General features: G+C 43.5%; 16 protein-coding genes, 14 tRNA genes and 3 pseudogenes. 18 read left to right on the forward strand and 15 right to left on the reverse strand.

Translation table 11 applies throughout. The annotated features are described in order from the left end of the window. Window positions 1–9 precede the first annotated feature (9 nt). The 3 genes and pseudogenes from J5O05_RS14975 (at window position 10) to speB (ending at window position 3,679) form a co-directional block, all read left to right on the forward strand. Window positions 10–594, forward strand: coding sequence for a CBS domain-containing protein (locus J5O05_RS14975; protein WP_208842763.1), 585 nt, complete (start codon window positions 10–12; stop codon window positions 592–594). A 240-nt stretch (window positions 595–834) separates the two neighbouring features. Continuing rightward, window positions 835–2,748, forward strand: a complete 1,914-nt coding sequence (gene speA, locus J5O05_RS14980; RefSeq protein WP_208842764.1) for a biosynthetic arginine decarboxylase — start codon at window positions 835–837, stop codon at window positions 2,746–2,748. Between the two features lie 3 nt (window positions 2,749–2,751). Beyond that, window positions 2,752–3,679: pseudogene (speB, locus tag J5O05_RS14985) on the forward strand (agmatinase). Window positions 3,680–3,713: 34 nt separating this feature from the next. Here speB and J5O05_RS14990 read toward each other — a convergent pair. The 4 genes from J5O05_RS14990 to J5O05_RS15005 all read right to left on the reverse strand — a co-directional run bounded on the left by J5O05_RS14990 (window position 3,714) and on the right by J5O05_RS15005 (window position 7,017). Continuing rightward, a complete protein-coding gene (locus J5O05_RS14990) occupies window positions 3,714–4,007 on the reverse strand; it encodes a hypothetical protein (protein ID WP_208842765.1) in 294 nt (97 codons plus the stop codon). A gap of 94 nt (window positions 4,008–4,101) precedes the next feature. Beyond that, window positions 4,102–4,866, reverse strand: coding sequence for a carbon-nitrogen hydrolase family protein (locus J5O05_RS14995; RefSeq protein ID WP_208842766.1), 765 nt, complete (start codon window positions 4,864–4,866; stop codon window positions 4,102–4,104). Window positions 4,867–4,931: 65 nt separating this feature from the next. Beyond that, the gene (locus tag J5O05_RS15000; RefSeq protein WP_208842767.1) at window positions 4,932–5,969 is read right to left on the reverse strand and encodes a M48 family metallopeptidase; all 1,038 of its coding nucleotides are present in this window, start codon (window positions 5,967–5,969) and stop codon (window positions 4,932–4,934) included. Window positions 5,970–5,973: 4 nt separating this feature from the next. Next, the gene (locus J5O05_RS15005) at window positions 5,974–7,017 is read right to left on the reverse strand and encodes a YjgN family protein (protein WP_208842768.1); all 1,044 of its coding nucleotides are present in this window, start codon (window positions 7,015–7,017) and stop codon (window positions 5,974–5,976) included. Between the two features lie 154 nt (window positions 7,018–7,171). On the opposite strand from J5O05_RS15005, the gene J5O05_RS15010 reads away from it, so the two are divergent. From J5O05_RS15010 to msrB, 7 genes and pseudogenes are all read left to right on the forward strand, one after another. Then, window positions 7,172–7,903: a TrmH family RNA methyltransferase gene (locus J5O05_RS15010; protein ID WP_208842769.1), complete on the forward strand. Its 732-nt coding sequence runs from the start codon at window positions 7,172–7,174 to the stop codon at window positions 7,901–7,903. 50 nt (window positions 7,904–7,953) lie between these two features. Then, entirely contained in the window at window positions 7,954–8,397 is a 444-nt protein-coding gene (locus J5O05_RS22895; protein ID WP_425281501.1) for an AAA family ATPase, read from the forward strand. Then, on the forward strand, window positions 8,394–11,339 hold the full coding sequence (locus J5O05_RS15015) for a chromosome segregation SMC family protein (RefSeq protein ID WP_425281502.1): 2,946 nt from the start codon (window positions 8,394–8,396) through the stop codon (window positions 11,337–11,339). Before J5O05_RS22895 ends, J5O05_RS15015 begins: the two co-directional genes overlap by 4 nt. Window positions 11,340–11,365: 26 nt before the next feature. Then, window positions 11,366–12,076 (forward strand): cell division protein ZipA, encoded by a 711-nt coding sequence (locus tag J5O05_RS15020; protein WP_208842770.1) that lies wholly within the window; start codon window positions 11,366–11,368, stop codon window positions 12,074–12,076. Between the two features lie 124 nt (window positions 12,077–12,200). Continuing rightward, on the forward strand, window positions 12,201–14,222 hold the full coding sequence (gene ligA / locus J5O05_RS15025) for an NAD-dependent DNA ligase LigA (RefSeq protein WP_208842771.1): 2,022 nt from the start codon (window positions 12,201–12,203) through the stop codon (window positions 14,220–14,222). Window positions 14,223–14,231: 9 nt separating this feature from the next. Beyond that, window positions 14,232–14,712: pseudogene (locus J5O05_RS15030) on the forward strand (DUF2919 domain-containing protein). A gap of 27 nt (window positions 14,713–14,739) precedes the next feature. Next, a pseudogene (msrB, locus tag J5O05_RS15035) lies at window positions 14,740–15,184 on the forward strand (peptide-methionine (R)-S-oxide reductase MsrB). Window positions 15,185–15,236: 52 nt separating this feature from the next. On the opposite strand, the gene J5O05_RS15040 reads toward msrB, so the two are convergent. From J5O05_RS15040 to J5O05_RS15075, 8 genes are all read right to left on the reverse strand, one after another. Beyond that, window positions 15,237–16,844 (reverse strand): response regulator, encoded by a 1,608-nt coding sequence (locus J5O05_RS15040; RefSeq protein ID WP_208842772.1) that lies wholly within the window; start codon window positions 16,842–16,844, stop codon window positions 15,237–15,239. 326 nt (window positions 16,845–17,170) lie between these two features. Beyond that, a tRNA-Val gene (locus J5O05_RS15045) sits at window positions 17,171–17,246 on the reverse strand. Window positions 17,247–17,295: 49 nt separating this feature from the next. After that, window positions 17,296–17,371 (reverse strand) — tRNA-Val (locus tag J5O05_RS15050). Window positions 17,372–17,416: 45 nt separating this feature from the next. Then, window positions 17,417–17,492: transfer RNA gene (locus J5O05_RS15055), tRNA-Val, on the reverse strand. Window positions 17,493–17,537: 45 nt separating this feature from the next. Continuing rightward, a tRNA-Val gene (locus J5O05_RS15060) sits at window positions 17,538–17,613 on the reverse strand. A gap of 45 nt (window positions 17,614–17,658) precedes the next feature. Continuing rightward, window positions 17,659–17,734, reverse strand: a tRNA-Val gene (locus tag J5O05_RS15065). Window positions 17,735–17,858: 124 nt separating this feature from the next. Continuing rightward, window positions 17,859–17,934: transfer RNA gene (locus J5O05_RS15070), tRNA-Val, on the reverse strand. 27 nt (window positions 17,935–17,961) lie between these two features. Next, window positions 17,962–18,037: transfer RNA gene (locus tag J5O05_RS15075), tRNA-Val, on the reverse strand. 1,095 nt (window positions 18,038–19,132) lie between these two features. On the opposite strand from J5O05_RS15075, the gene J5O05_RS15080 reads away from it, so the two are divergent. The 8 genes from J5O05_RS15080 to J5O05_RS15115 all read left to right on the forward strand — a co-directional run bounded on the left by J5O05_RS15080 (window position 19,133) and on the right by J5O05_RS15115 (window position 22,104). Further along, window positions 19,133–19,208, forward strand: a tRNA-Ala gene (locus J5O05_RS15080). 58 nt (window positions 19,209–19,266) lie between these two features. Then, a tRNA-Glu gene (locus tag J5O05_RS15085) sits at window positions 19,267–19,342 on the forward strand. Window positions 19,343–19,455: 113 nt separating this feature from the next. After that, window positions 19,456–19,531 (forward strand) — tRNA-Glu (locus J5O05_RS15090). A 74-nt stretch (window positions 19,532–19,605) separates the two neighbouring features. Beyond that, window positions 19,606–19,681, forward strand: a tRNA-Glu gene (locus J5O05_RS15095). A gap of 160 nt (window positions 19,682–19,841) precedes the next feature. Then, window positions 19,842–19,917: transfer RNA gene (locus tag J5O05_RS15100), tRNA-Glu, on the forward strand. A 73-nt stretch (window positions 19,918–19,990) separates the two neighbouring features. Beyond that, window positions 19,991–20,066: transfer RNA gene (locus tag J5O05_RS15105), tRNA-Glu, on the forward strand. A 161-nt stretch (window positions 20,067–20,227) separates the two neighbouring features. Beyond that, window positions 20,228–20,303, forward strand: a tRNA-Glu gene (locus J5O05_RS15110). A 220-nt stretch (window positions 20,304–20,523) separates the two neighbouring features. Beyond that, entirely contained in the window at window positions 20,524–22,104 is a 1,581-nt protein-coding gene (locus tag J5O05_RS15115) for a methyl-accepting chemotaxis protein (RefSeq protein WP_208842773.1), read from the forward strand. A gap of 655 nt (window positions 22,105–22,759) precedes the next feature. Here J5O05_RS15115 and J5O05_RS15125 read toward each other — a convergent pair. The 3 genes from J5O05_RS15125 to J5O05_RS15135 all read right to left on the reverse strand — a co-directional run bounded on the left by J5O05_RS15125 (window position 22,760) and on the right by J5O05_RS15135 (window position 24,486). Beyond that, on the reverse strand, window positions 22,760–23,605 hold the full coding sequence (locus tag J5O05_RS15125; protein WP_208842774.1) for a hypothetical protein: 846 nt from the start codon (window positions 23,603–23,605) through the stop codon (window positions 22,760–22,762). Then, window positions 23,592–23,888 (reverse strand): hypothetical protein, encoded by a 297-nt coding sequence (locus tag J5O05_RS15130; RefSeq protein ID WP_208842775.1) that lies wholly within the window; start codon window positions 23,886–23,888, stop codon window positions 23,592–23,594. The genes J5O05_RS15125 and J5O05_RS15130 overlap by 14 nt, the downstream gene beginning before the upstream one ends. Before the next feature lie 97 nt (window positions 23,889–23,985). Then, a complete protein-coding gene (locus J5O05_RS15135; RefSeq protein WP_208842776.1) occupies window positions 23,986–24,486 on the reverse strand; it encodes a hypothetical protein in 501 nt (166 codons plus the stop codon). Between the last annotated feature and the right edge of the window lie 292 nt (window positions 24,487–24,778).

Here is a 24,778-nt window from a genome sequence, read left to right on the forward strand (position 1 = left end):
AGGTGAGTTATGTCTGTATACAATGCATTTGCTATTCAAAGCGTGGCTGAAATGCCAACAAATTTACAAATTGAACCAACAACCGTTTCGTTAGATAACCTTGCGATTGACGCCATGCACGCGCTTAATGTCCAAGCGCCGCATATGTTAGATGTCGAAACGAGTATCGATGAAGCACTTCTAATACTAAAAAGAACCCACAATCGTACTAGCGTGGTCGTTGATAGTTACAACAACATGTTAGGTTTGATTTCAAAAGCACGTCTAACAAGTAGCTATGTTTTAAAAGCCGTCGCGAAAACAGGATTGTCTCGCAAAGATTTGACGGTTGGCGATTTGATGATCTCAAAAGCAAACCTTAAATGTGTAACGGATACTTCAATAAAAAGTGCTCGAGTTGTCGATGTGCTGAAAATGCTCGAAAGTGAAGGGCACGAACATCTACTTGTTGTTAACGCACAATCAAAAACGGTCATCGGTTATTTCGATTTAATCGACATGGCAAAAATGGTTGGTCGTCCTCTTTCTCAATTTAAACTCGCGAAGTCGTTTACCGAAATCGTCGACTCGTTATGGCACCATAACGAAATTTAACCTGTTTCATTTCACCTGAGCATTTGTCTCCGATTCACGTGAATGGATAATCAAAAAGTAATGAAATTTCAGGCGCTTAACAGCGCCTTTTTCGTGCCAGTTTTGAATGCTTTGCTATGATTTATATTTATTGTTACGATAAGAAAAACTTGTTGGACTGAACTTGCGCTTTTCCGTCTAATGCGCGAACTTTAATCCGCGTACACTCGCTTTTTAACGACCATAAGATAAGGAACTTTAATGACCAACACCTCCTCTTCTGAGCAAGCGTTAGCTTGTTACAACGTGCGTCACTGGAGCCAAGGCTATTTTGGCATCAATGAGCAGGGAGAGGTTACGGCTATGCCTAATTTAGCACATCCCGAGCATGCCGTGACTTTGGTGAATATCGCCGAGCAAATTAAATCTCAAGGCTACAGCTTGCCTGCACTTGTACGTTTTCCTCAAATTTTGGAACAACGTGTAAACAACATTTGTAATGCGTTTAATCAAGCAATTCAAACGTATGAGTATCCAGAAGATTACCTATTGGTTTATCCGATTAAAGTAAACCAACAACGTGAAGTAATCGAAGGGATCATTGCAAGCCAATCAGCCGCTGAAAAGAAACAGCTAGGTCTGGAAGCAGGTAGTAAAGCGGAATTACTGACGGTATTGGCACTTGCAGAAAAAACGTCTGCAGTAATCGTTTGTAATGGTTATAAAGATAAAGAATATATTCGCTTAGCGTTGCTAGGTGAAAAGCTTGGCCACAAAGTTTATATCGTACTTGAAAAACGCTCTGAGCTTGATCTTGTTATGGCAGAAGCGAAAGATCTAAACGTAACACCGCGTTTAGGTATTCGTGTTCGTTTAGCATCTCAAGGTAAAGGCAAATGGCAAGCAAGTGGCGGCGAAAAGTCGAAGTTTGGTCTATCTGCGTCTCAAGTACTAAACGTAATCGAAAAGCTTAAGACTGCGGACATGCTAGATTCACTGCAACTCGTGCATTTCCACTTAGGTTCGCAAATGGCGAATATTCGTGATGTACGTGTTGGTGTGGGTGAAGCAGCGCGCTTCTACTGCGAATTGCGTCGTCTTGGTGCAAACCTTAAGTGTTTGGACGTAGGTGGTGGTTTAGCGGTTGATTATGATGGTACACGTAGCCAATCTCACAACTCGATGAACTACAGCTTAGCTGAGTATGCGAACAACATCGTTTACACAGTAGGTGACACGTGTCAGCAGTACGACCAACCGATGCCTCGCATCATTTCTGAGTCGGGTCGTGCACTTACGGCACATCACGCTGTTTTGGTAACGGACGTAATTGGTACTGAAAGTTATATTCCAGAGTCGGTAAATGCGCCGCAAGAAGAAGACCCTATTTTGTTATACAACATGTGGGAATCTTGGCTCGCACTTGCAAAACAAAGTGATGACCGTGCATTGATTGAAATTTATCATGATACGCAAGGCGATTTATCTGAAGCGCATAACTTGTTTGCGATGGGGTTATTGAGCCTTGAACAGCGCGCATGGGCAGAGCAAGTTAACCTACGTGTTTGTTATGAATTACAACAACGAATGGATAACAAAAACCGTTTCCATCGTCCTATTATTGACGAATTAAGTGCGAAATTAGCGGACAAGTTTTTTGTGAACTTCTCGCTTTTCCAATCGTTACCGGATGCATGGGGTATTGAGCAAGTATTCCCAGTGTTACCGCTAAGTGGTTTAACAGAAGCACCACAACGTCGCGCGGTATTACTCGATATTACGTGTGACTCTGATGGCACCGTTGAGCACTATGTTGATGGCCAAGGTATTGAAATGACATTGCCTGTGCCTGAGTTCAATGCGGACAAACCATATTTGATGGGCTTCTTCCTCGTTGGTGCTTACCAAGAAATCCTAGGTGACATGCACAATTTGTTTGGTGATACTCACAGCGTTGAAGCGCGCATTGAAGACAATGGCGATTTAACATTAGGTGATGTACACGAAGGTGACAGCGTAGCGGATATGATGCGCTATGTTCATCTTGACGTTGAAGAGTTTAAACAGCGCTATGCAGAACTTGTGAAGAGCAAGCTGCCAGAGCACGAGCAAGCTCAATCACTAGCAGAGCTAGAGATGGGTATTGAAGGCTACACTTATTTGGAAGACGTATAATCCATGACGCCACTTTTTGATCATCCAGATCATTCATTGTACTCCAACGGTATGACGTTCTTACGTCAACCTATGGTTCGCGATATTAACAATATCCAAAGCGATGTTGTTGTGCTTGGTTTACCGTTCGACATGGCGACCTCTGGTCGTCCTGGCGCGCGCCTAGGCCCTGATGCAATTCGTCGCGCGTCGACAAACCTTGCATGGGAAGACAAAAAGTTTCCTTGGAAATTTAGTCTATTTGACCGTATTACGGTTAATGATGCGGGTGATTTTACTTACCCATGTGGTGATGCGGCCTATTTCACTGCGAAGCTAGAAGAAGCTGCGGATAAGCTTTTAGCACAAGGCACAACATTGCTAAGCCTTGGTGGCGACCACTTTGTTACGCTGCCTTTACTGCGAGTCTCACCATAAACACCACGGTAAAATGGCGCTTGTGCATTTTGATGCGCATACGGATACATACAGCAATGGTTCAAGCTATGACCATGGCACGATGTTCTATCATGCACCTAAAGAAGGCATCATCAGTCTTGAGCATTCAATCCAGATCGGTATTCGTACAGAGTACAACGAAGAAGATCACGGTTTTGAAGTGATCAATGGTATGGAAGGAAATGACCTAACTGGTAGCCAAATTGCAGAACGCATTAAGGCTCGCGTTGGTGATTTGCCAGTTTATCTTACCTTTGATATTGATTGTTTAGATCCTGCGTTTGCGCCAGGTACAGGGACACCTGTGTGTGGTGGTTTAACGAGCGATAAAATTCTTAAAGTGCTTCGCGCACTAGAAGGAATTAACATCGTAGGAATGGACGTGGTAGAAGTATCCCCAGCCTACGACCAAAGTGAGTTAACAAGTCTTGCTGCAGCAACGATTGGCCATGAACTGCTGCATCTGTGGGCAGTAAAACACAAGCCAGAATAATTGAAAAGCCGAGCTAAGCTCGGCTTTTTACTTATTAAGGGAAAGAGATACCGTACTGTCTGCGATACCAAAGGAAGCAGGGGAGTTCAATTGCCGCATATACAACTAAAGTAAACCAAAACCAGTTTACCTCAGTAATAAAGAGAGAAAACGTTTTACCTGACCCGTAGTAAACACTCCCGACCACCGAAAATACCACGATAGATGCGAGCAAATCTTGCAGTGAAATTTTATTAAAATTCGATCCTGCAAAGCGTGGGTTGACCACACCGTAGCAAAACACCAATACAATCAATGTCAGTAAAATAATCGCTATTTCGGGCGACATGGTTTTTCCTATTTGCGGAATTGTTGCTAAAGACAACGACTATGTTACGGCAAAGGTGGCTTAATTCAACTGACTTTCACGAAACGGCAATCACCTAAGACCAGTAACTTTCTAGCACAAAGTCAGAATTGGGTTCATTCCTCGTGATTGTACAGCACACAATACCGCTGTCTTTATTATTTGAACTGAACACCATTGTGCCCTCAGCATTCCAGATTGAATTATGCCCATTAGCTTGCCAGCCGCCGGTTTTTGAGATGTGATTACACAACAATGTCGGCATTTTGTTACGCTCAGCAATGGCAGAGAGTAATTCAGAGTCAACTGAAAAGCCTTTTTCTGAAATGAGCGCACTGACAAGATACAAATCAGCTCCCTGTGCTTTCGCTCGTGCCGAATGTTCCGAGGCACAGAAATCCGCGCAAACAGCCACGGCCATATTGAACCCATTCAGTGTAAATGCGTAGTCTTGGTCACCGGATGAGCAATAGTGTTCTTCACCATCATGAAGGTATTGCTTAGAATAGAACTCTCGGTGTCCATCGGAGAAGCAGACTACCGCGCCAATCGTCGATTTACGACGGTCATCTTGCCAAAGAGGTGCACCTACAAGTACGTTAATATTGTTGTTAGTAGCAGCTTCTGATAGCGAATTAAGGTGAGGTGAATCAACTGCAAGTGCTAATGACTCTGCTAAGTCGAGTTCATACCCCGTCAACGAAAGCTCCGGAAAAACAAGGAGATCACAGCCTCGTTTCGCAGCAGTTTCAATTAGATTGAGATGATTCGAGAGGTTTTCTGAAATGTTCCCTCTAACAACAGGGAGTTGTGCAAGTCCAATCGTAACGGCTTGTTTCATTCTTTTTCCTTAAATATGAATTTGCCCAAGACTCTACGATTGAACTCCTCAAATGACAAGCGATCTCAGCGCCGAGATGCTGCTATTCGTTCCAAGGTATCTGGATGAGACGATAGGTAAGAATCCAAAACTGAATGTTCCATAGAATTGTGTTCATCTTTTTTACTTGCAACAATCGTTTCAAGTGCATCACCCAGAGCACTTTTCGGCATATTTAAGCGCGCGAGATTCTCAAGAGCAAAGGCATCGGCTTCCCATTCCATTTGCTGTGAAAACTGTTGCTGTGCAACCGTGATGCCTGTACCCACTAGTACTTCGGCAAGACTTTCTAAATCACCAAACAAGGTTGCAGCGGCGATTGCGGTGAGTGCCGACTGTGACGCCATACGAGCACTATGTAGCTGTTCAACATGTCCAATCTCATGAAGCAATACGGCAACGAGCGCATTTTTATTCTCTTTAAGCCTTCTCACCAGCTTATCAGTCACCACAACATCGCCATTCGGCAACGCTAATGCATTTGCACCCAGTATTTCAGAATCATAAAAATACAACGCATATGAGCGATTGATGCCTAAAGCTTGATGTTGATACTGAAGACGCTTTACTGTGGATGTCCATAGGGCGGTAATGTCATCTTTCTCGTCCGCACTCAATGTTGATTCATCAAGCATGGTACGCTTTAACATGGCGTGCGACTGTATGCCCATTTGCTCAATGATGGGGTCGGGCATATGTTTGGCAGTATACAGCGCTAATGAGGGTAAAAGATAAGCAATAATCAGCCACAAAAGCAGAGGCACGCCAATCAGCGATGCAATAATCCACCGCTTGTTTTGTTCGAGCCGTTCGAGCGCATTTTGTGTTGTTTGTGTAGGCCAGCGAAATGCGTGGTCCTCTGGCTCGAATTTATCGCCGCTCGGCAGCACAACATTTGCAGGAACCCCTGGTAGCGGGTCATCAAATACGACGAACTCTAGTGGGTAATGATCTGTCTCAACGTCATCAACGTTAAGAATGAGCGTCTTACCTTGGAGAGTTGCAACAGCGCGTCGCGGTTGCCCGCCACGCACTAAATATAGTCGTCCAAATATCGGAGTCATAAATTTATCCGATCGATAAGTCGACATCTAAGAAATTAGATGCTTCTTCACCAAAGGCACTTTGCTCTTCAACCATGGTGTTTACAACGTGGTCGATATCGCTTGTAAAGGTGACGCCTGTTGCTTGTGCAAGGAATTCGGCTTTACGCACTTTCGCCCATGGAAACGCTAAACCAAAGGAAAATACAATGGCAAAGGCGTTTACAACGAGTAGTTTAGCGTACGCAAATTCGTCAACGTTTGAATGCAATTCCGCGACCTGACCAATATTGGCATGATTGAAAATGTGGTTACGAATACGTCCTTGGTAAAGCGCAGCGATAAAGGAAACAAATACTAAGTTTAGCGCAACAAAGCCTACCGGTATTAATACAGCCGTAGACGCTAAAGCTAAAGACATTAAAAAGCCTATAAGCATCAGAACCAACACCATGCCAAGACCAGCAATCACACAAATTAACACGGTTTTATAGTATTCCTTTGTAGACAGCTCAACCTGCGCAGCTTGATTCCCATAACTAATGTTATTGTGGATATACATGTCGATACGTTTTATTACGTAAGGAAGCATTAAGTGGAGCGTGAATACACTCAGAAATGGGAAAACAATAAAATTAGTGAACGCCCCGCCGTATGTCCCTTTAAATGAAAAACGGACATTGCGATAACTCGTCATTCCAAGATTAAATCGCAAACTTTGATTCACCAACCAAGGTGTTGCAATCATGATAACGAGCGCGATTAGCGCAGCCACAAGTGGTAAATAAACGCTACAGACCATGTAAATTGCAAAAAGCACGAACGCGATCGCACGACCTTTCAAGATTTGAATCGGCTTACCGTGATACTCAAATCGGTGATTCGCGATTGAGGTATTGCCATAGAAGTAACGACGGTTACGCACGGTTGCCCACGCGGAATAAATCCCGAGAGTGATTATCGTTAGAAAGATATTCACTATCCAAATATTGAAATAGGTTTTTGAATCGCCCGTGAACTTCGCACCAACAAGTGTTGATTCCGGTTGAGAGTGAGTAGTTGAATCCATTTTATAAAATTCCCTATGCTATAGGCGCATAAATTTACCGAATTGGGGACAATTTTGCAATAATGGCATCGGTAAAAAGCGTTACTTTTCAGGTTGTGTTTCGCATATTAAGTGGTTGACGTTATACTTGTGCGGTTAAACGGAGAAGTAATTAATGGCATCGAAAAATCAATTGAAACTGATTCGCGCTCTAGGGCAAAAAAAGTATCGTAAACAATACGGACAATATCTCGTACAGGGAGAAAAAAACGTCTTAGAACTGCTCGTTGCGGGGATCAAATTGGATGCGTTATTTGCGACACCACAATTTATTGAACAAAACCAAAGCGCACTCAAACACATCGATGTCATCGAAACACAAGAAGAGGAACTAACTAAAGTCAGCACGTTAGTTAGCAACAACGCAGCGATAGCCATCGTGCCTATTCCTGAAGAAGCAAAAATTGACTTATCTGGTTGGGTTCTAGCGCTTGATGGGGTATCAGATCCGGGTAATTTGGGCACCATTATCCGCGTTGCCGATTGGTACGGGTTTAAGCAAATCGTGCTAAGTGAAACGTGTGCGGATCAATTTAATCCAAAGACCATCAGCGCAACGATGGGGAGTTTCGTGCGCGTCAATTCACTTCGAACCAACTTGCATGGGCTACTCAGCCACTATAATGGGCCTGTTTATGGTGCGTTTCTGAACGGAGAAAATGTTCATAGAACGGTGTTCACTGATAAAGGGGTGCTAGTGATGGGGAGTGAATCTCATGGGATCAGTCCTGAAATTGAAGCACTTGTAACACATAAAATCACCATTCCTGCTTTTGGTGGCGCGGAATCGTTGAATGTCGCAATGGCAACGGGGATCATTGTGGACAATATCAAACGACACAGTTAAGGTAAGAGCCTCCATAATAACAATAATCGCAACCTAGATTACGATAGCTGATGCGCCTGAGCAGTATAAAACTTGCTGGATTTAAGTCGTTTGTCGAAGCGACGAAAATCCCATTCCCAGATCAAATGACGTGTGTTGTCGGGCCAAATGGCTGTGGCAAATCAAACGTGATTGATGCCGTACGTTGGGTGCTCGGTGAAAGTTCTGCGAAGAACTTACGTGGTGACGCCATGACCGATGTCATTTTCAATGGCTCAACGCATCGTAAGCCTGTTTCTCAAGCCTCAGTTGAACTCACTTTTGACAATACCCAAGGTCGTTTGCCGGGTACGTTTGCTGAGCGCAATCAAATTGCTATAAAGCGGGTAGTAACACGAGACGGGCAATCTCTCTATTATCTCAATGGCAGCAAATGCCGCCGTCGTGACATTACAGATATATTTTTGGGCACGGGACTGGTACTCGCAGCTATGCGATTATCGAGCAGGGCATGATTTCAAGGCTTATTGAAAGTAAGCCTCAAGATTTACGTATTTTTATCGAAGAAGCAGCGGGCGTATCGAAGTACAAAGAACGTCGACGTGAAACGCAAACTCGCATCAAAAGTACGCGTGATAACTTAGAGCGTCTATTGGATGTGCGCCAAGAGTTAAATACTCAGTTGACTCGCCTGTCTAGCCAAGCTGAAGCTGCGACTCAATATCGTCTTTTGAAAACGCAAGAGCGATTGCTAAAAGGCGAATTGGCTGTGTTGAGGTGGCAATCGCTGCATGCAAAACAACTTGAGAAAGCGAATCAACTTGCGAAGCTAGAAGCTGAATTGGCGTTTCTTGAATCCGCTCATGGTGGCCATGAAGACGTATTGGGCGCGCTAGAAGCGCAGGTTAACATCGCAAACGATGCATTAACTCAGGCCAAGAATCAGCAACATAAAACGCAGATGGATTTAGCGCGTGCTGAGCAGCAAAAACTCCATTTACAAGAGAAGCAGCGAAATCTTCAATCTCAGCTTGCTCAATTGACGCAATCCACCCAAGAAACAACCGAACTGACGAGAGCACAACAAGAACACGTTGAAATTTTGGTTGAACAAGTGGAAGAAGCACTCGAGACGCGCCTAATTCAAGAAGCGGCGCTGGATGAGTTGCAACTTGAATATGAACAGCAGCAAGTCCTTTTTGTTGAACAAGAGTCAAGCATTCTTGATGCTAAGTCCGCACTCCAAAAAAGCAAAGAAATGCTGCAACAACTTCACTTCAATAAACAAAGCAACGGGCAGAAGTACCACCTCCTTGAAGAGCGTCTAACGCAGCTGCAAGCGGAGCAATACACACAGTCTCAACAAGATCCCAGCGAACAGTTGGACGCATTAAAACAAAGCCATAAACAACAAACGGAAGTGTTAGCAAAGCACCAACGCCAATCGCAAGTATTAAAAGAACAATTGCAGAGTGAACAGGCGCGAAGAGGGGAGCTTGAAGCGCAGCTACAAAAGGCTGAGCAACAACGTCACCAAGTGCAAACTCAAGTTGCGACGCTTATTCAAGTGCTCGGTGATGAACCGAAAGAAGGGAGTGAATCTTTTTTAGCGCAGTTAGTCGTCAAGCAGGGGTATGAATCCGTGGTTGAACACGCGTTACTCGGTTTGGACCATCTTGGTGTCGCGACAGATGTTGAATTAAATCACGTTTGGCCATTGAAAGAGACTACCAAAGAAGGTTCTGTGGCAACCTTAATTGAGGCGGGAATTTTTCCGTCTCTTTTGAACGATGTGCAATGGTTAGCGGACGGCGGTCGAGAGCACGTTGATAAACACTGGGTTTTAGCTATCAATGCAGACGGCGTATTATTTGGTGAGAATTTTACCGCGGCGCCCAAAACGGGTGAAGGGCGGCTTACGCAATATGCATCATTGCGCCAGTTACAATCACTTGAACCATCTTTGCAATCAGATGTAGAGGTATTAATTGAGTCTGTTTCAACATGCAATCTGCGAATTGACGAGATATGCGCTCTTTTGGAGCTTGAAAAATCCGCGGTGCATGAAGTGTCTCAGTGGATAGCTGCAAATAATTCTCGGATCTCAATGGTTCAAGAGCAGGTCACGCAATTTCAGAGTCGTCGATCCGTATTAAATACACAAGTGCTTGACTTAGAGTCTCAGCTTCAAGTGCTCGATGAAAGTTTGGTTGAGGCTGAACAACTCATTTTTGATGCGGAAGAAAAAGTGACATCGCAAACTGGTTCGGTGCAAAAAGAAGAAGAGCAGTTTCTTGAAGTCAAAACGACTCAACATGCCCTACAGCGACGAATTCAGGACGCCCAAGCGCAACTTCACGAATGCAAATTACAAGAACAACGAGTTAGCAGTGACTTAGCATTAGCGAAATCTAAGTTGGCGCATCTGGATGAGGCTCAGCAAACCGCTGCTGAACGTATTGAAAGTGTGTTTGAAGAGCAAGCACTGAACGCCGAACCGTTACTTGAACTCGATGTTGAAATTGAAGCACTTCTCGCGCTTCATCAGCAATGTGATGAGGAAATTGCAGCGCACAACGAAGCAGTTACCTCAGCCAAACAAACGCTTGATGAAAAACAAGCGAGCCTAAAAGATGTATCCAAACAACAAATGACGCTTCAAACCAAGCGCCAAGCCCTACAACTCGAAGAGCAAGGGTTACTGCTTAAAGCACAGGCCGCGCTAGAACCGTTGGCAGAACTTAATACGACGTTAAAGGCAGTATTAGAGACGCTCCAAAGTGATGCGGATGCAGCTAAGCATCAAACGCAACTATCGCACGTGGTCAGTCAATTAGATGAACTTGGTGCGGTGAACCTCGCGGCGATTGAAGAACATCAAGAAGCGCTTGCGAGACAACAATATTTAGATGCGCAGCTTGATGACTTAAATGCGGCACTAGACATGCTTGAAAACGCCATTAAGAAAATCGACAGAGAAACAAAAAGTCGCTTTAAACAAACCTTTGAGCAAGTTAACAACGACCTCAGTGAGCTGTTTCCTAAGGTGTTTGGTGGTGGTAGCGCGTATCTAGAATTAACATCAGATGATATGTTGGAAAGCGGTGTAACCATCATGGCGAGACCGCCCGGCAAGAAAAACTCGACAATTCACCTCTTAAGTGGTGGAGAAAAAGCGCTGACCGCATTATCATTAGTGTTTTCAATATTTAGGCTTAATCCTGCACCGTTTTGTATGCTGGATGAAGTTGATGCGCCACTGGATGATGCGAACGTCGGACGTTTTTGTCGTTTAGTTGAGGAAATGTCTCAATCGGTGCAATTTATTTATATCAGTCATAATAAGGTCGCAATGGAAATGGCGGGTCGTCTCACAGGGGTGACTATGGCAGAGCCAGGTGTATCGAGAATGGTGGCTGTAGATATTGAACAAGCTGTGCAAATGGCACAAACTTAGACAAAAGCAACAACAAAAGGTGAGTAATGGCTACAGAGTTAAGATGGGCGCTTTTGATTATCAGTGCTCTAGTCATTGGCGGGTTACTAATCCATGGATTATGGTCAGTTCGTCGTAAAGAGCGTAGCGAAAGCACGTCAAAGAGCGATCCAGCTATCGCGTCTGAAACTAATTCGACAACGAGTACAGCGAGAGATGACGAGCCAGAAATTGGTGAGATAAATCTAACTGCTGTAGACGAAGAGCCTGTTGCGGTTCACGAAAGTGAAGTCGAAGACAAGGCTGAACCTGAAAAAAATGAAAGCGAGTCTGAGCCTGTCGCTGAGCCAAGTGATTTCATTATTCTCCACATCAGCATGCCAGAAGGCTTAACGATGGCTGGCTCTAAATTGCTGCCGTGCGTACTTAGCCTAGGGTTTAAGTACTCTGAAGAAGGTTTCTTTAATCGCCATGTTGAACCATCAGGAAATGGACCTGTTATGTTCCGTTTGGTGAACAGTTTTAATCCAGGTACGTTTGATATTGATAATATGGAACAATTTAGCACTGCAGGTGTGAGTTTATTTATGACTTTGCCGTGCGAAGGCGATAGTTTAGCTGCGTTTAACATGCTTCATAGTGCAGCTAAAAAATTGGCTGAAGAATTTGGTGCAGAAGTGCTGGATTCTAATCGTGAGCCGTTATCGGTCGCCATGGTTCGTACTTACGTTGAAAAGGTTCGAGAATACGCCGCGTAATGGTGTCATGATTGGATGCTGTTGCACTTTAGGTATGAATTCGCGTTGAGTTTCAGCGCAGTATAGAAAATTTTAAAAGCCGCTTTGCGCACAGCAAGTGGCTTTTTTGTCATTAGAGGTTGAGATGTCAAATACCGTTTTAGAACAAATTCAAACACTAAGAAGTAAATTAGAAGATTTTAACTACCAGTATTACGTGCTTGATAATCCAACGGTGCCAGACGCGGAATACGACCGAGTAATGAAAGAGCTGAAAAAGCTTGAAGCTGAGCATCCAGAATTTTTAACCGCTGACTCACCATCCCAAAAAGTGGGAGGCCAAGCGTTAAATAAATTCGATCAGGTGACGCATGCTATTCCAATGCTTTCCCTTGATAATGCGTTTGATGAAGCCGACTTTACCTCGTTCAATCGACGTCTTAAAGAGCGTTTAGTTATTTCGGATGATATTGCGTTTTGCTGCGAACCGAAATTAGATGGACTTGCTGTATCCATCATTTACGAAAAGGGTGTTTTGGTTCAAGCCGCCACGCGCGGTGACGGGCAGGTAGGTGAAAACATTACAGAAAACGTAAAAACCATTCGCAACATTCCACTTAAGTTACGAGGCCAACACATCCCTGCGGTTCTTGAAGTTCGCGGGGAAGTTTTTATGGATGTCGCGGGCTTTAATCGACTAAATGAAACCGCGTTTGCAAAAGGCGACAAAACGTTCGCTAACCCTCGAAATGCTGCTGCGGGTAGCCTCCGTCAATTAGACCCCAAAATAACGGCCAATAGACCGCTTAGCTTTTACGCCTATTCGATGGGACAAGTAGAAGGCATGGAACTCGATACCGAACATTATGCACAATTGATGCAATTAAAAGAGTTTGGTTTGCCCGTGTGCCCAGAAATCAAATTAGTGGAAAATGCAAAAGACGCTTTAGCATACTACCAAGATATTCTCACGCGACGTGCTCAATTGGCTTATGAAATTGATGGTGTCGTGATTAAAGTGAACGACAAACAATATCAATCAAGATTGGGGTTTGTTGCCCGAGCACCTCGTTGGGCTATCGCTTTTAAATTCCCAGCTCAAGAAGAACTCACAACTTTGTTGGATGTTGAATTTCAGGTAGGTAGAACTGGAGCAATTACACCGGTTGCACGTTTGGAACCTGTTTTTGTGGGTGGTGTAACTGTATCAAACGCCACGTTGCACAATGGTGATGAAATCGCTCGTTTGGGTGTCATGATTGGTGATACGGTCACCATCCGTCGTGCAGGCGATGTTATTCCGCAAGTAACGCAAGTTGTACTTGAGCGACGTCCAGGTGATGCGCGAGAAATTCAATTCCCTGACGCGTGTCCTGTGTGTGGTTCTCACGTTGAACGCATTGAGGGTGAGGCTGTCGCTCGGTGTACAGGTGGATTAGTGTGTTCGGCACAACGCAAAGAAGCAATTAAACATTTTGCATCGCGCAAGGCTCTGAATGTCGACGGACTGGGTGACAAAATTGTCGAACAGCTGGTGGAACGTGAACTTATACAAACGCCTGCTGACCTATTTAAGCTGCGTCAGGGACATTTTGAAACGTTAGAGCGCATGGATCCAAAATCAGCTCAGAATCTCGTTGACGCGCTCGAAAACGCGAAATCAACCACACTTGCTAAGTTTATTTATTCGCTCGGTATTCGTGAAGTTGGCGAAGCGACGGCGCAGAATTTGGCTACCCACTTCAAAACGTTGGATGCGTTGCAACAGGCCTCCATTGATGATTTTCAAACGGTGCCAGATGTTGGGATCGTGGTCGCGAATCATCTATTTGCCTTTTTTAGTGAGCCGCACAATCTGAGAGTTGTGAATGAACTACTTGAAGTTGGACTTCAGTGGCCTCAAATAGAAGAGAAATCGGCAGATGCGTTGCCACTTGCAGGGCTTACGTATGTGCTAACTGGTACGTTAACTCAATTGAATCGGAATGATGCCAAAGCGCGCTTACAGGCGTTGGGTGCTAAAGTTGCTGGCAGCGTATCTAAGAATAGCGATGGTGTGTTTGCCGGTGAAAAAGCGGGCTCCAAGCTTGCTAAAGCGCAAGAGTTAAATGTACCTGTAATGGATGAGGACGCGCTTATTGCGCTGTTGCAGAAACACGAAGGTTAAAAAACAATGATTAAGCAGTACGGGCCAGAATATTGGGATAAATACGGGGTTTATCGAGCGCCAATTGCGTTTAATCTCAGTTTGCTTGTGCTGCTTCGTCCTTTCCTAATTTGGGTGTTAGTTGCGGTTTCTCGCCAGCCTGAGACTCGATTTGATGTCTATTTTTTATCATAGTAAACATGACTTTTTTGTTGCCATGGGCATTGCGAGTGGCGCGTTGATTTCAGCGGTAGTGTATTCATTCAGAAGGCCGAGTAGTTCACCGAAAATCGCGACGTTATGGCGGTTTATGCGCTACCCTATGTTACTGACTGCCTGTTTAGATTTAGGGTGGTTACTTTGGAAAGCTCAGCTTTCCTACTATCAATTTTCTGGCTTTATTGCTGTACAGTTGGTTATGGTTGCGTGGGTGATTTTATATCTGTTGAAGAGCCAGTATTTGGCCTACTTTTTTAATGACTGGCCAGAACACGAGCCACCGAAAAAATAGTTAACAAGGTTTATTCAAGGAACTGTGATGCTGACGTGGAATTCGATTTTACTTTTTATTAAACATGGTAATCCTGAGCCGCCAAGAAAAGTAGTTAAGACACAAGACGATTGGCAACGAGAACTCGAGCCGGAAGTGTTTTATATCACGCGGAAAAAGGGAACTGAACGCCCATTTAGTTCTCAAAGTTGCTCTATCTTCACACCAGGCCAGTATCAATGTGCGTGTTGCGGTGAACTATTGTTTGATGCGTCTGAAAAATTTGACAGCCGCTCAGGGTGGCCTTCGTTTACTCAGCCAATCAAACCCGAAATGGTGGCGTACATTGGCGATGACTCGCATGGCATGCAGCGAGTTGAAATTGTGTGTAATGTTTGCGACAGCCATCTTGGGCACGTATTTCCAGATGGGCCTGAGTCTCAGCGGACTGCGTTATTGTGTTAACGCACTCTCATTAACCAAAGTGGAATGATGAAGCGCTAAACGCGCTTTTTTCAGCTTAATTTAACGAAAGCCCCATCTCTTTAAGTTTTTCCATGATGAGCTTCAAAGCGTGATTCTTGTTCTGGCTCTAGTTTTGCCTCTTTCAGGGTTTTAACGCAGCGTCCAGCTAAATTGGAGTTGAACGTTTGACCCTTACGACTACTGCTATCAAGCAAACATTGCAATAGGTTCAACGCGATGCTGGCATTCTTTGGCATGATACGGAATGCTTGAGAAAATGCTTCCAATGCTACTTCAATTTGGCCTCGATTAAATTGATTAACCGCATGGTTATTTAGCTCACGAGGACCCATGGTAATGTCTTTACGCTCAGACTGTTGCTGATGTATGTAGTGAAGCATTACATCGTCGTCATCTTTATTATGCTTTTCGCAGTGATCAATAATTTGATTGAAAAGTGCTTGTGCTTTGTGATGAAAACCCAGTTCATGTAAGGCTTTTGCTTTATCAAGGACTCCATCGATAGAGCGGATAAACTTTTCATCTTCCAATTGTTCCATCAAGCGTTTTGCTTTTTGGTTTTCATCACGTAGATAATGTAACCGAGCATTTAACACATCGATTTGTGCTTGATTGTCAGCATGTGGGAATTGGTGCTTTAAATCTTGCAGATATTGTTGTGTTTGCCGAGTGATCCGAGTGATTTGCTCGCTTTGATCTGTGCTCAGCGCGAAATCAATACCAGCCCGAACCACATTGAGATAAACCTCTGGACTGTCATGTATGGAGTTTTTAGCGTAGGTAGCTATATCTTTATGTGCAATGTAACTGCGCTCATAGTCATGGTTTATTTGAGCAACACGGCTTAGGGACTTTTGCCTGGTGATATTGCGAGGCGCCATTTCAGATGCTTGACTTAAAAACTCTTGTGCTTGTTCAAACTGATTTAATCGGATTTCGAGTTGTCCAAGTAAATCCAACGCGACCAGCCGAGTCTCACTTTTTTCAAGTAGCGTTTTAAGCATACGATGCGCAAGTACGTGCTCATTATTGGCAATTAATGCTTCAATAAGACCAATTTTCGCCCATGTAAATTTTTGTAACTCTAAGGCTGATTTGAAAAATTGCTTTGCTTCTTCGTACTGCTTTAAGCGAATGAGCACATCCCCTTTTAAACGAAGCAAGAGGGGAGTGTGGGCTTGATCGTTTTTATCTAGTTCTGAATTAATGAATTTAAGCGCTTTGGAATCGTTGCCATCGTCGATGAGTGTAAGTACTTTTTTAAGCGCCCGTTTACGCTTTAACACTCGTTCAATTCGTGCCTTTAGTTCATTGATGGTGAAGGGTTTCACCAAAAAGTCATCTGGTTGTAATTCCAATACGCTGTGAACAAGCGCGCCACTGGTTTCTGCCGAAACAAAGATAAAACCGGTGATGTTGCGAACTAATCGTTTTGCTTTTAGTTCTTCGTAGAGCTGATAGCCGTCTTGTTTTTTACTAAGGTCGAAGGAGCAAATAATGAGATCAAAGGTTTCAACCTGACATATTTCTTTGGCGATTGGGGCACTTTCCGCGAAGCGAACATTCTGATAATCCAATCGCTCCAAGGAATGCTTAATGTAATTAAGTGCAAGAGGCTGTTCCTCGACAATTAAAATTTTCGAACTAGTCAGGTTTACTAACGCCATCTTACATCTGAGTTTTAAGCACAATATCAACAGTCTAGACGCAATATTTGATTTTGGGAATAGAAAAGAGAAGTTGCGTTTAGTTCGATTAACCAATAGACAATTCAGCATCTCTTTTTCTGACAAAGTAGAGCTGTTGTGATTGTTATTACCTACAACGAGATGAAAGCAAACATTCGAACGTTAAACGAGAGAATAATTTTGATGATAAAAAATAGCGATGCTTTCCGGATGGCATATAGTGGATGGCAGGTTTTTCTGAATTTGTACTAGTTTGCCTTTCCCTTATAAGAAGTGGCGATGCTTGCTGATTGGCATTTAGATGATGGTGGGTTGTACTGGACTTGAACCAGTGACCCTCGCCTTGTAAGGGCGATGCTCTCCCAACTGAGCTAACAACCCATCTTAAAAAGATGATGAAATTATAGTGATTCGCACTTTTCCTAGATGATGGTGGGTTGTACTGGACTTGAACCAGTGACCCTCGCCTTGTAAGGGCGATGCTCTCCCAACTGAGCTAACAACCCATCTAGAAATGGGTGAGTTATAGTGATCAACACTTATCTAGATGATGGTGGGTTGTACTGGACTTGAACCAGTGACCCTCGCCTTGTAAGGGCGATGCTCTCCCAACTGAGCTAACAACCCATCTAGAAATGGGTGAGTTATAGTGATCAACACTTATCTAGATGATGGTGGGTTGTACTGGACTTGAACCAGTGACCCTCGCCTTGTAAGGGCGATGCTCTCCCAACTGAGCTAACAACCCATCTAGAAATGGGTGAATTATAGTGATCAACACTTATCTAGATGATGGTGGGTTGTACTGGACTTGAACCAGTGACCCTCGCCTTGTAAGGGCGATGCTCTCCCAACTGAGCTAACAACCCATCTAGAAATGGGTGAGTTATAGTGATCAACACTTATCTAGATGATGTCGGGTTTTATAAGGCTTGAACTAGCTCGCCTTTTTTTGTAAAAGGCGGCGATGCAGGCCAAACTAACCTAAACATTTGGTGGGTTGTACTGGACTTGAACCAGTGACCCTCGCCTTGTAAGGGCGATGCTCTCCCAACTGAGCTAACAACCCATCTAGATAGCGAACGAAAGCAAAATGTGGTGGGTTGTACTGGACTTGAACCAGTGACCCTCGCCTTGTAAGGGCGATGCTCTCCCAACTGAGCTAACAACCCACATTTTGTGACAATTTGCATCGTCGTGTGGGGCGGTATTATAGGGAGAGTTCGAAGAGTGTCAATACTTACATTCGCAAAAATGAATCGTATGAGGGTTTTATGACCAGCTTGTACGAAATATAGAAATATTGGCTGGTTTTAAACCACGAAAAGCAAAGGGGAGGGTATGTGTTTGTCCGCTTGTAAATTGCAGCTAATCGGAACAGAGTATGATTGCGTCTCGACAAAGCGTAATCCATCTTCGCTCTAGCTTGATAAACGTTTACATTGGGCTTCTTTTTACTTGTATTTATAAAGGAGAGGGTTTCCGTAATGCTGGGCAAATTTATTTCGAAGATCTTTGGATGTTATGCACCAGTTTATCGATGTGCTCCTCGGCGCTTTATTACACTTCTATATAAGCATCGCGATGAACTGGGAAGTTAAGTCGGGAGCTTATAAAAAGATGAATCGACATAGGTTACTTAAACTTCGATAGTATTGTACCTCTTGTATTACTCGCACTATAGATGAACGCAATGTGGAAGCAACTACCTAATGTAGTCGTTATTAAACTAAGCAGAGTCACAACGCCTACCTATATAGTGCGATACCATAAATACCGATTTAAGACCAACGAATGAATCGCCACTACTTCAATATACTTACTGTGATGTTCTCCTTGGTCAGGAAAACCAACTCAAATTTAGTTTTCCCATAAATGTATAGAATTAGCGGAAGTCGGTTAACTTTCGATGTGTTAAAACCCTACTTCTTTTAGTTTGATTTCTAATTAGCAAATTTAAGTGATGATTTTGGAGATATGAAACGAAGGAGCATTGCGGTACTCACTGCTGCAATAACAATAGATCTAATCGGACGTAATAGTTGCTTTAAAGACTTACGTTTTTGTTGTTTTCTTTTTGTACTATCTATTTGAATTGTTGATATTAGTTAGTAGAATAGGGGGGATTTAGGATGAAATTAATCCACTTTGTTTAAAGAAGAATCAGTTGACAAAAAGTTTGCTAAAAACTGTTGACTTTGCGTGTGGTGGTGCATAGAATGCGCCCCGCACTCAGCGATAAGTGATGTAAAAATCACATCGAGCAAGGGGCTATAGCTCAGCTGGGAGAGCGCTTGCATGGCATGCAAGAGGTCGGCGGTTCGATCCCGCCTAGCTCCACCACTTTAGTGTACTCGTATGGTCAGAGTTTAAATAACCAGTCCTAGTGACAGCTTTTGTTGTCCCCTTCGTCTAGAGGCCTAGGACACCGCCCTTTCACGGCGGTAACAGGGGTTCGAATCCCCTAGGGGACGCCACTTCCTTGAAGTGCTATATACGGTAAGGCTCGAGTCCTTAAGCGTGTTCTTAAAAGCGAAAAAATCTCGTATGGTCAGAGTCTAAATAACCAGTCCTAGTGACAGCTTATGTTGTCCCCTTCGTCTAGAGGCCTAGGACACCGCCCTTTCACGGCGGTAACAGGGGTTCGAATCCCCTAGGGGACGCCACTTCCTTGAAGTGCCAAGCCAATAAACTCGTATGGTCAGAGTCTAAATAACCAGTCCTAGTGACAGCTTATGTTGTCCCCTTCGTCTAGAGGCCTAGGACACCGCCCTTTCACGGCGGTAACAGGGGTTCGAATCCCCTAGGGGACGCCACTTCCTTGAAGTGCAAGCCAATAAACTCGTATGGTCAGAGTCTAAATAACCAGTCCTAGTGACAAAACGCTTTTTTTTGAAAGTAGAAGGTCGAACTCGCAGAGCTCGCTCTCCCGCTAACAAAAAATCAGTGAATTATAATTCACTAAGCAGATTTTTTGTCCCCTTCGTCTAGAGGCCTAGGACACCGCCCTTTCACGGCGGTAACAGGGGTTCGAATCCCCTAGGGGACGCCACTTCCTTGAAGTGCAAGCCAATAAACTCGTATGGTCAGAGTCTAAATAACCAGTCCTAGTGACAGCTTATGTTGTCCCCTTCGTCTAGAGGCCTAGGACACCGCCCTTTCACGGCGGTAACAGGGGTTCGAATCCCCTAGGGGACGCCACTTCCTTGAAGTGCCAAGCCAATTAACTCGTATGGTTAGAGTCTAAATAACCAGTCCTAGTGACAAAACGCTTTTTTTTGAAAGTAGAAGGTCGAACTCGCAGAGCTCGCTCTCCCGCTAACAAAAAATCAGTGAATTATAATTCACTAAGCAGATTTTTTGTCCCCTTCGTCTAGAGGCCTAGGACACCGCCCTTTCACGGCGGTAACAGGGGTTCGAATCCCCTAGGGGACGCCACTCACTTCAACACCTTCTAACGTTTTTGTAATTTCTGAATCTTCCTTGCATTCCCCTTTAAAGATCCTAAATTTTATTTATTCATCTCATAGCTACTTCCTGTGTATTTTCTAGTCAATCCTTTTAATGCTTTGATTTTGGTCAATTTGGCGACGAATGTTTTAATACTTTTGGATTAGCTTGTGGTTATCATCGTGCTTTTCAACTTGAGTAAATAAATATGGCTTTGAGTAGAAATTCCGTAACGAATAAAGAAAACGATTATCCAGCTTCCTACAACTTACTGTCGACAACAAATACGAAAGGGCAAATAAAATACGCCAATGCAGATTTTTGCAAGGTGGCAGGATTTACACTCGAAGAGTTAGAAGGGAAGCCACATAATGTTGTTCGTCATCCGGAAATGCCTAAAGCTGCATTTAAAAACCTCTGGGACTATATTCAAGCAGGTAAACCGTGGATGGGGATGGTAAAAAACCGTTGTAAAAATGGAGATTATTACTGGGTTAATGCCTTTGTTACGCCAATTAAGGACGAATCCGGTAAAACGGTTGAATATCAATCTGTACGTACAAAGCCGACTAGGGACGTAATCGAACGAAGCGAATCTATCTATCAACAGCTTAATCAGGGCAAAAGCCTTGAGAGTATCACCAGAGCTTCTTGGTCGCTCGCCGCACAGATTATGGCAAGTTTGATTGCCTTCTACTTTCTAAGTATTGCCATTAGTTTTCTGGATAAACCTTGGTCAATCATTGCCGAAACAGCACTGCTTGGTGCGGTGGTAGCGTTTGCATACAAAGCATTGTCACCCGTGAGACGATTGTCAGAAAAAGCCAAATCTGTTTATGACAATGCCCTGATGCAAAAAATCTATTTGAATAAAGTCAATGACATTGCCGCTATCGAGCTTGCCTTGATCGCTCGTGAGTCTGAGCTAAGAGCCGTTCTGGGTCGTGTAAAAGATTCGAGTGATGAACTTGCAACACTGGCAAAATGCGCCGTTGATGATTGTGATAAAAGTCGGGTTAATCTCGCCGAACAGCAATCGCAAACGGGATCGCTTGCAACAGCTATTAATGAGATGTCAGCAACCATTTCTGAAATTGCTCACAACACCACGCAAGCTGCAGAACAATCTGAACTTGCTTTAAAACGGGTGAAAGAGGGTAGTCAGGCTGTGAATGACAACATGGAAATGAATTACCAATTATCGGATGAGCTTACCAAAACGCAAAAAGACATTGCGGACTTAAACGCTCAGACTGTCACAATCGGCAGCGTCGTTGACGTTATTCGCGGCATTTCAGAACAAACCAATTTACTCGCATTAAATGCAGCTATTGAGGCTGCAAGGGCTGGAGAGCAGGGCAGAGGGTTTGCGGTAGTTGCTGATGAAGTTCGAGCGCTTGCTCAGCGAACACAGGACTCGACAAAAGAAATCGACAACATCATTGCGGGACTCAAACAAAAGGCGGACAAAGCGGTTTCGGCTATTCAACTTGGTGTTGATAAATCAGTGGAATGTGTTTCACGTTCAGAAGGGACGAAATCGAGTTTGAGTGAAATAAACACCATCGTCAGTGAGATCTCTGGACTTAATTACCAAATCGCGACGGCAACGGAACAAATGTCTAACGTTTCTAATGAACTCAATGGGAATGCCGTGACAATATCTGGACTTGCGAATGACTCGATGGAAACGGCGGTCTCCGCAATGAAGTCGATTGACCAAATGGATACATTGTTAAACGACCAAGGAAAACTCGTTGGTCAGTTTATCGCAAAATACATTAAGTAAGTATTTGGTCGTATAAAACGGTTTAGCTCATATCTGCTCCGTAAGTATTAATGAAAGGAATTAGACTGGGGCAGTTATGAGCGGAAGTAAAACGTGTGTTTTATATCATGGAGTATTCATTGCTTAATTAAAATTAGCGACGAAGGAGCACAAGCCAAGTGTTTTGCGTCCTTTTGTTGAGGCGCGCGTTATAAGGCTTTACCTCCATAACTGCCACCAATTTCTCTGGCCTTTACGATTTAGCTGCTTAACCCGATCGTAGCACGCGCCACATATTAGTTTTACACCAGCAAATAACTCGGACTCATCGTTCCATTCTCCACCGGTTTTATTAACCATTTCTTCGCAATCGTTACACCATGAATCAGGACGCGTATCCCCTGGCTTGGCTTCTGCTGACCAGAAACCTCTTGGAATACTATCATTAAGGCTTTGCACTGTATGCTGACAAACATAGGTTGCTTGCTGCTTTCCATGCTCACAACATTCTATGTATTTTTCGAGAACTCGCTCATTAAATTGTTGCCTTACGCCCGCTTAAGTGGTGAGCAACGCAATACGTTGCTTCTGCACACCACCTAAATCACTAAACTCCACGCATGATAAAAAATGCCACGCGTTGCGAATCCGTCTTGAAGCGTTTGTTATGTTCGTACTAAACGCATAACTCTCTTTTCACCGCAAGCCGATAACATTTATACATTTCTTTATAATTATCAATTATTTGAAAAAGATCCCTCATGGCTGCATCATATTTTTTTGAGTCCTCGAAGTCATCCCAACGCCCAGCTCTGTCACAATTCCATTGAGGATGTAGGCATAGCCAGAAGTCATCACCTCTGCCTGGACCATATGCGTCAAAATTACAGACAAAAAACTCGTCCAGTTGACGTGTTACTGGCTTTAATTGATTGAGAGACGATGCTATTGGATCAAGTACAAATTCTGTTTTAACCTTTTCAATTTCATACATAAAATCCGTTAGCGGCTTAACTTTACTATAAAAATAGGCGTGATTTATTTCTACCCCCTCAAAGAACCCCATTAAGTACTCGTCATCTAATATACTATCGAGGTGCTCGAACAAAGCCTTGTCGTGCTCAATGGCTTTTTTATTAACTTCACTCTTACCATTCACTTCAATTTTAGTTTTTTCTCTTTGTAACAATATATTGTGAATCAATCCAAAGGCAATAAGGACGACACCGATAAGAGAGTCGTATGGACCTAGAATCCTAATATTAAACTGAGTTTCCAAGACTGCATTGATAATACTTTGCACTAACGAAGTTGAAGTTAGACCGATACCCGCAATGACTACAGCCCAAGTTACTTTGTTTGAGAACTCAGGAAAGAACAACCTGAAAACTTTCTCAATTTTTTCCCAATTGATGTTCAATTTACCTCCAAGAACATAACGCTTTAAACAGCGGAAAACGCGAGCGCGACGAGTGGTTTTCCGATGATTTAACTTGTTATATGCACGATTAAAGTAGTGCATAGATAGAATTCCCAAACTCTGCTGCTTGTGGTGTACCCACTAAGTAATCATCTAAATCAAAAGTTGGAGCACACCAAGTATACTTAGCCCGCTTTCTTGCAATTAGTGCACGAAAATACGCCAAGGGACTGTGATTACTTTTAGAAACTAAATCAGCTAGACGTTCAATTTCGACTGCGAAAGATTCTGCACTGGTGAAATAGTCTGAATGTACGTCACTACTTTCTCGAACCAGCTCAGCAGCCTGCCTTAACTTGTTTAACAGCGATTCCCGATTATTCATAAGTGCATATAACGCCTAGCGCGACGGATTGCAAAATTGGCGCTTGTTTTGCCGGATTTTTGGCAAAACGAGTGACAGTTTTGCAAGTCCGTTGCCGCTACTTGTTAGAGCCTGCTGCCACGTATTTATTGAGAGGGTCACCTTTAGCAATCCAGATAAAATTCTGGAAAGACTGAGGTGTCCAACTAGGTCCGTCACTACTTCTTTTAAAGACAACTTGAAATTGAGTCACTCTCTCAACGTATGGAGCATACTTATAACCATTTACATTAATAATCTCTACTAAGGGTGTTTTACTAAATGGCTCTGGAAATTTGACCGCATACTCTTTCATACCGTCAAACGAAAAATCACCTTGCTGAATAAGTATTGATTCTGCTCCTTCTTTCGAATAACGCTGCAATTTACTGCTTACCGAATTTTCGAAATATGTTCCCGGGATAAAAAGAATATATAACGACACCGCCCCAGCTAAAAGAAATGCTCCAATTGTAATATTCTTGAATTCAATTTCTGTTTCCCCCTTCAATACATGGACTAAGCCAAGTATTGATGCTGTTCCAGACAAGATACTAAAAATCGCCAAAAATGTTGCCATAACTTCCTAATTCCTGATTGCCCTAACGTATTAGTATTTATGGGACACGTTGTTTGTGTCACATAATCCCTTGTTGAACTGAGGCGCTACCTGCACGTAGCTTGGTATCGTTTATGCTATGGGAATTTGCTTTTTTAAGCCTAAGGGGCAAGTGGGTGATTTGCTCAATCCTTTATCTTACTTTGCGCTTCCTAGCATCGCTCAGTCGTGTTTTTTATGTTTCTATTACAGCGAATTAAGGGGCTGTAAGCAATCTTTTTATAAACCGCGCAGCACATCCCATCCCAATCCG

The organism is Pseudoalteromonas xiamenensis, from assembly GCF_017638925.1.
GTDB lineage: Bacteria > Pseudomonadota > Gammaproteobacteria > Enterobacterales > Alteromonadaceae > Pseudoalteromonas > Pseudoalteromonas xiamenensis.

Bases quoted from the DNA above. Each gene is read 5' to 3' on its own strand.
- J5O05_RS14975 (WP_208842763.1), top strand. From the start codon at position 10: ATGTCTGTATACAATGCATTTGCTATTCAAAGCGTGGCTGAAATGCCA.
- J5O05_RS14990 (WP_208842765.1), bottom strand. From the start codon at position 4,007: ATGTCGCCCGAAATAGCGATTATTTTACTGACATTGATTGTATTGGTG.
- J5O05_RS14995 (WP_208842766.1), bottom strand. From the start codon at position 4,866: ATGAAACAAGCCGTTACGATTGGACTTGCACAACTCCCTGTTGTTAGA.
- J5O05_RS15005 (WP_208842768.1), bottom strand. From the start codon at position 7,017: ATGGATTCAACTACTCACTCTCAACCGGAATCAACACTTGTTGGTGCG.
- ligA (WP_208842771.1), top strand. From the start codon at position 12,201: ATGTCAAATACCGTTTTAGAACAAATTCAAACACTAAGAAGTAAATTA.
- J5O05_RS15010 (WP_208842769.1), top strand. From the start codon at position 7,172: ATGGCATCGAAAAATCAATTGAAACTGATTCGCGCTCTAGGGCAAAAA.
- J5O05_RS15020 (WP_208842770.1), top strand. From the start codon at position 11,366: ATGGCTACAGAGTTAAGATGGGCGCTTTTGATTATCAGTGCTCTAGTC.
- J5O05_RS15040 (WP_208842772.1), bottom strand. From the start codon at position 16,844: ATGGCGTTAGTAAACCTGACTAGTTCGAAAATTTTAATTGTCGAGGAA.
- J5O05_RS15130 (WP_208842775.1), bottom strand. From the start codon at position 23,888: ATGAATAATCGGGAATCGCTGTTAAACAAGTTAAGGCAGGCTGCTGAG.
- J5O05_RS15000 (WP_208842767.1), bottom strand. From the start codon at position 5,969: ATGACTCCGATATTTGGACGACTATATTTAGTGCGTGGCGGGCAACCG.
- speA (WP_208842764.1), top strand. From the start codon at position 835: ATGACCAACACCTCCTCTTCTGAGCAAGCGTTAGCTTGTTACAACGTG.
- J5O05_RS15125 (WP_208842774.1), bottom strand. From the start codon at position 23,605: ATGCACTACTTTAATCGTGCATATAACAAGTTAAATCATCGGAAAACC.
- J5O05_RS22895 (WP_425281501.1), top strand. From the start codon at position 7,954: ATGCGCCTGAGCAGTATAAAACTTGCTGGATTTAAGTCGTTTGTCGAA.
- J5O05_RS15115 (WP_208842773.1), top strand. From the start codon at position 20,524: ATGGCTTTGAGTAGAAATTCCGTAACGAATAAAGAAAACGATTATCCA.
- J5O05_RS15135 (WP_208842776.1), bottom strand. From the start codon at position 24,486: ATGGCAACATTTTTGGCGATTTTTAGTATCTTGTCTGGAACAGCATCA.
- J5O05_RS15015 (WP_425281502.1), top strand. From the start codon at position 8,394: ATGATTTCAAGGCTTATTGAAAGTAAGCCTCAAGATTTACGTATTTTT.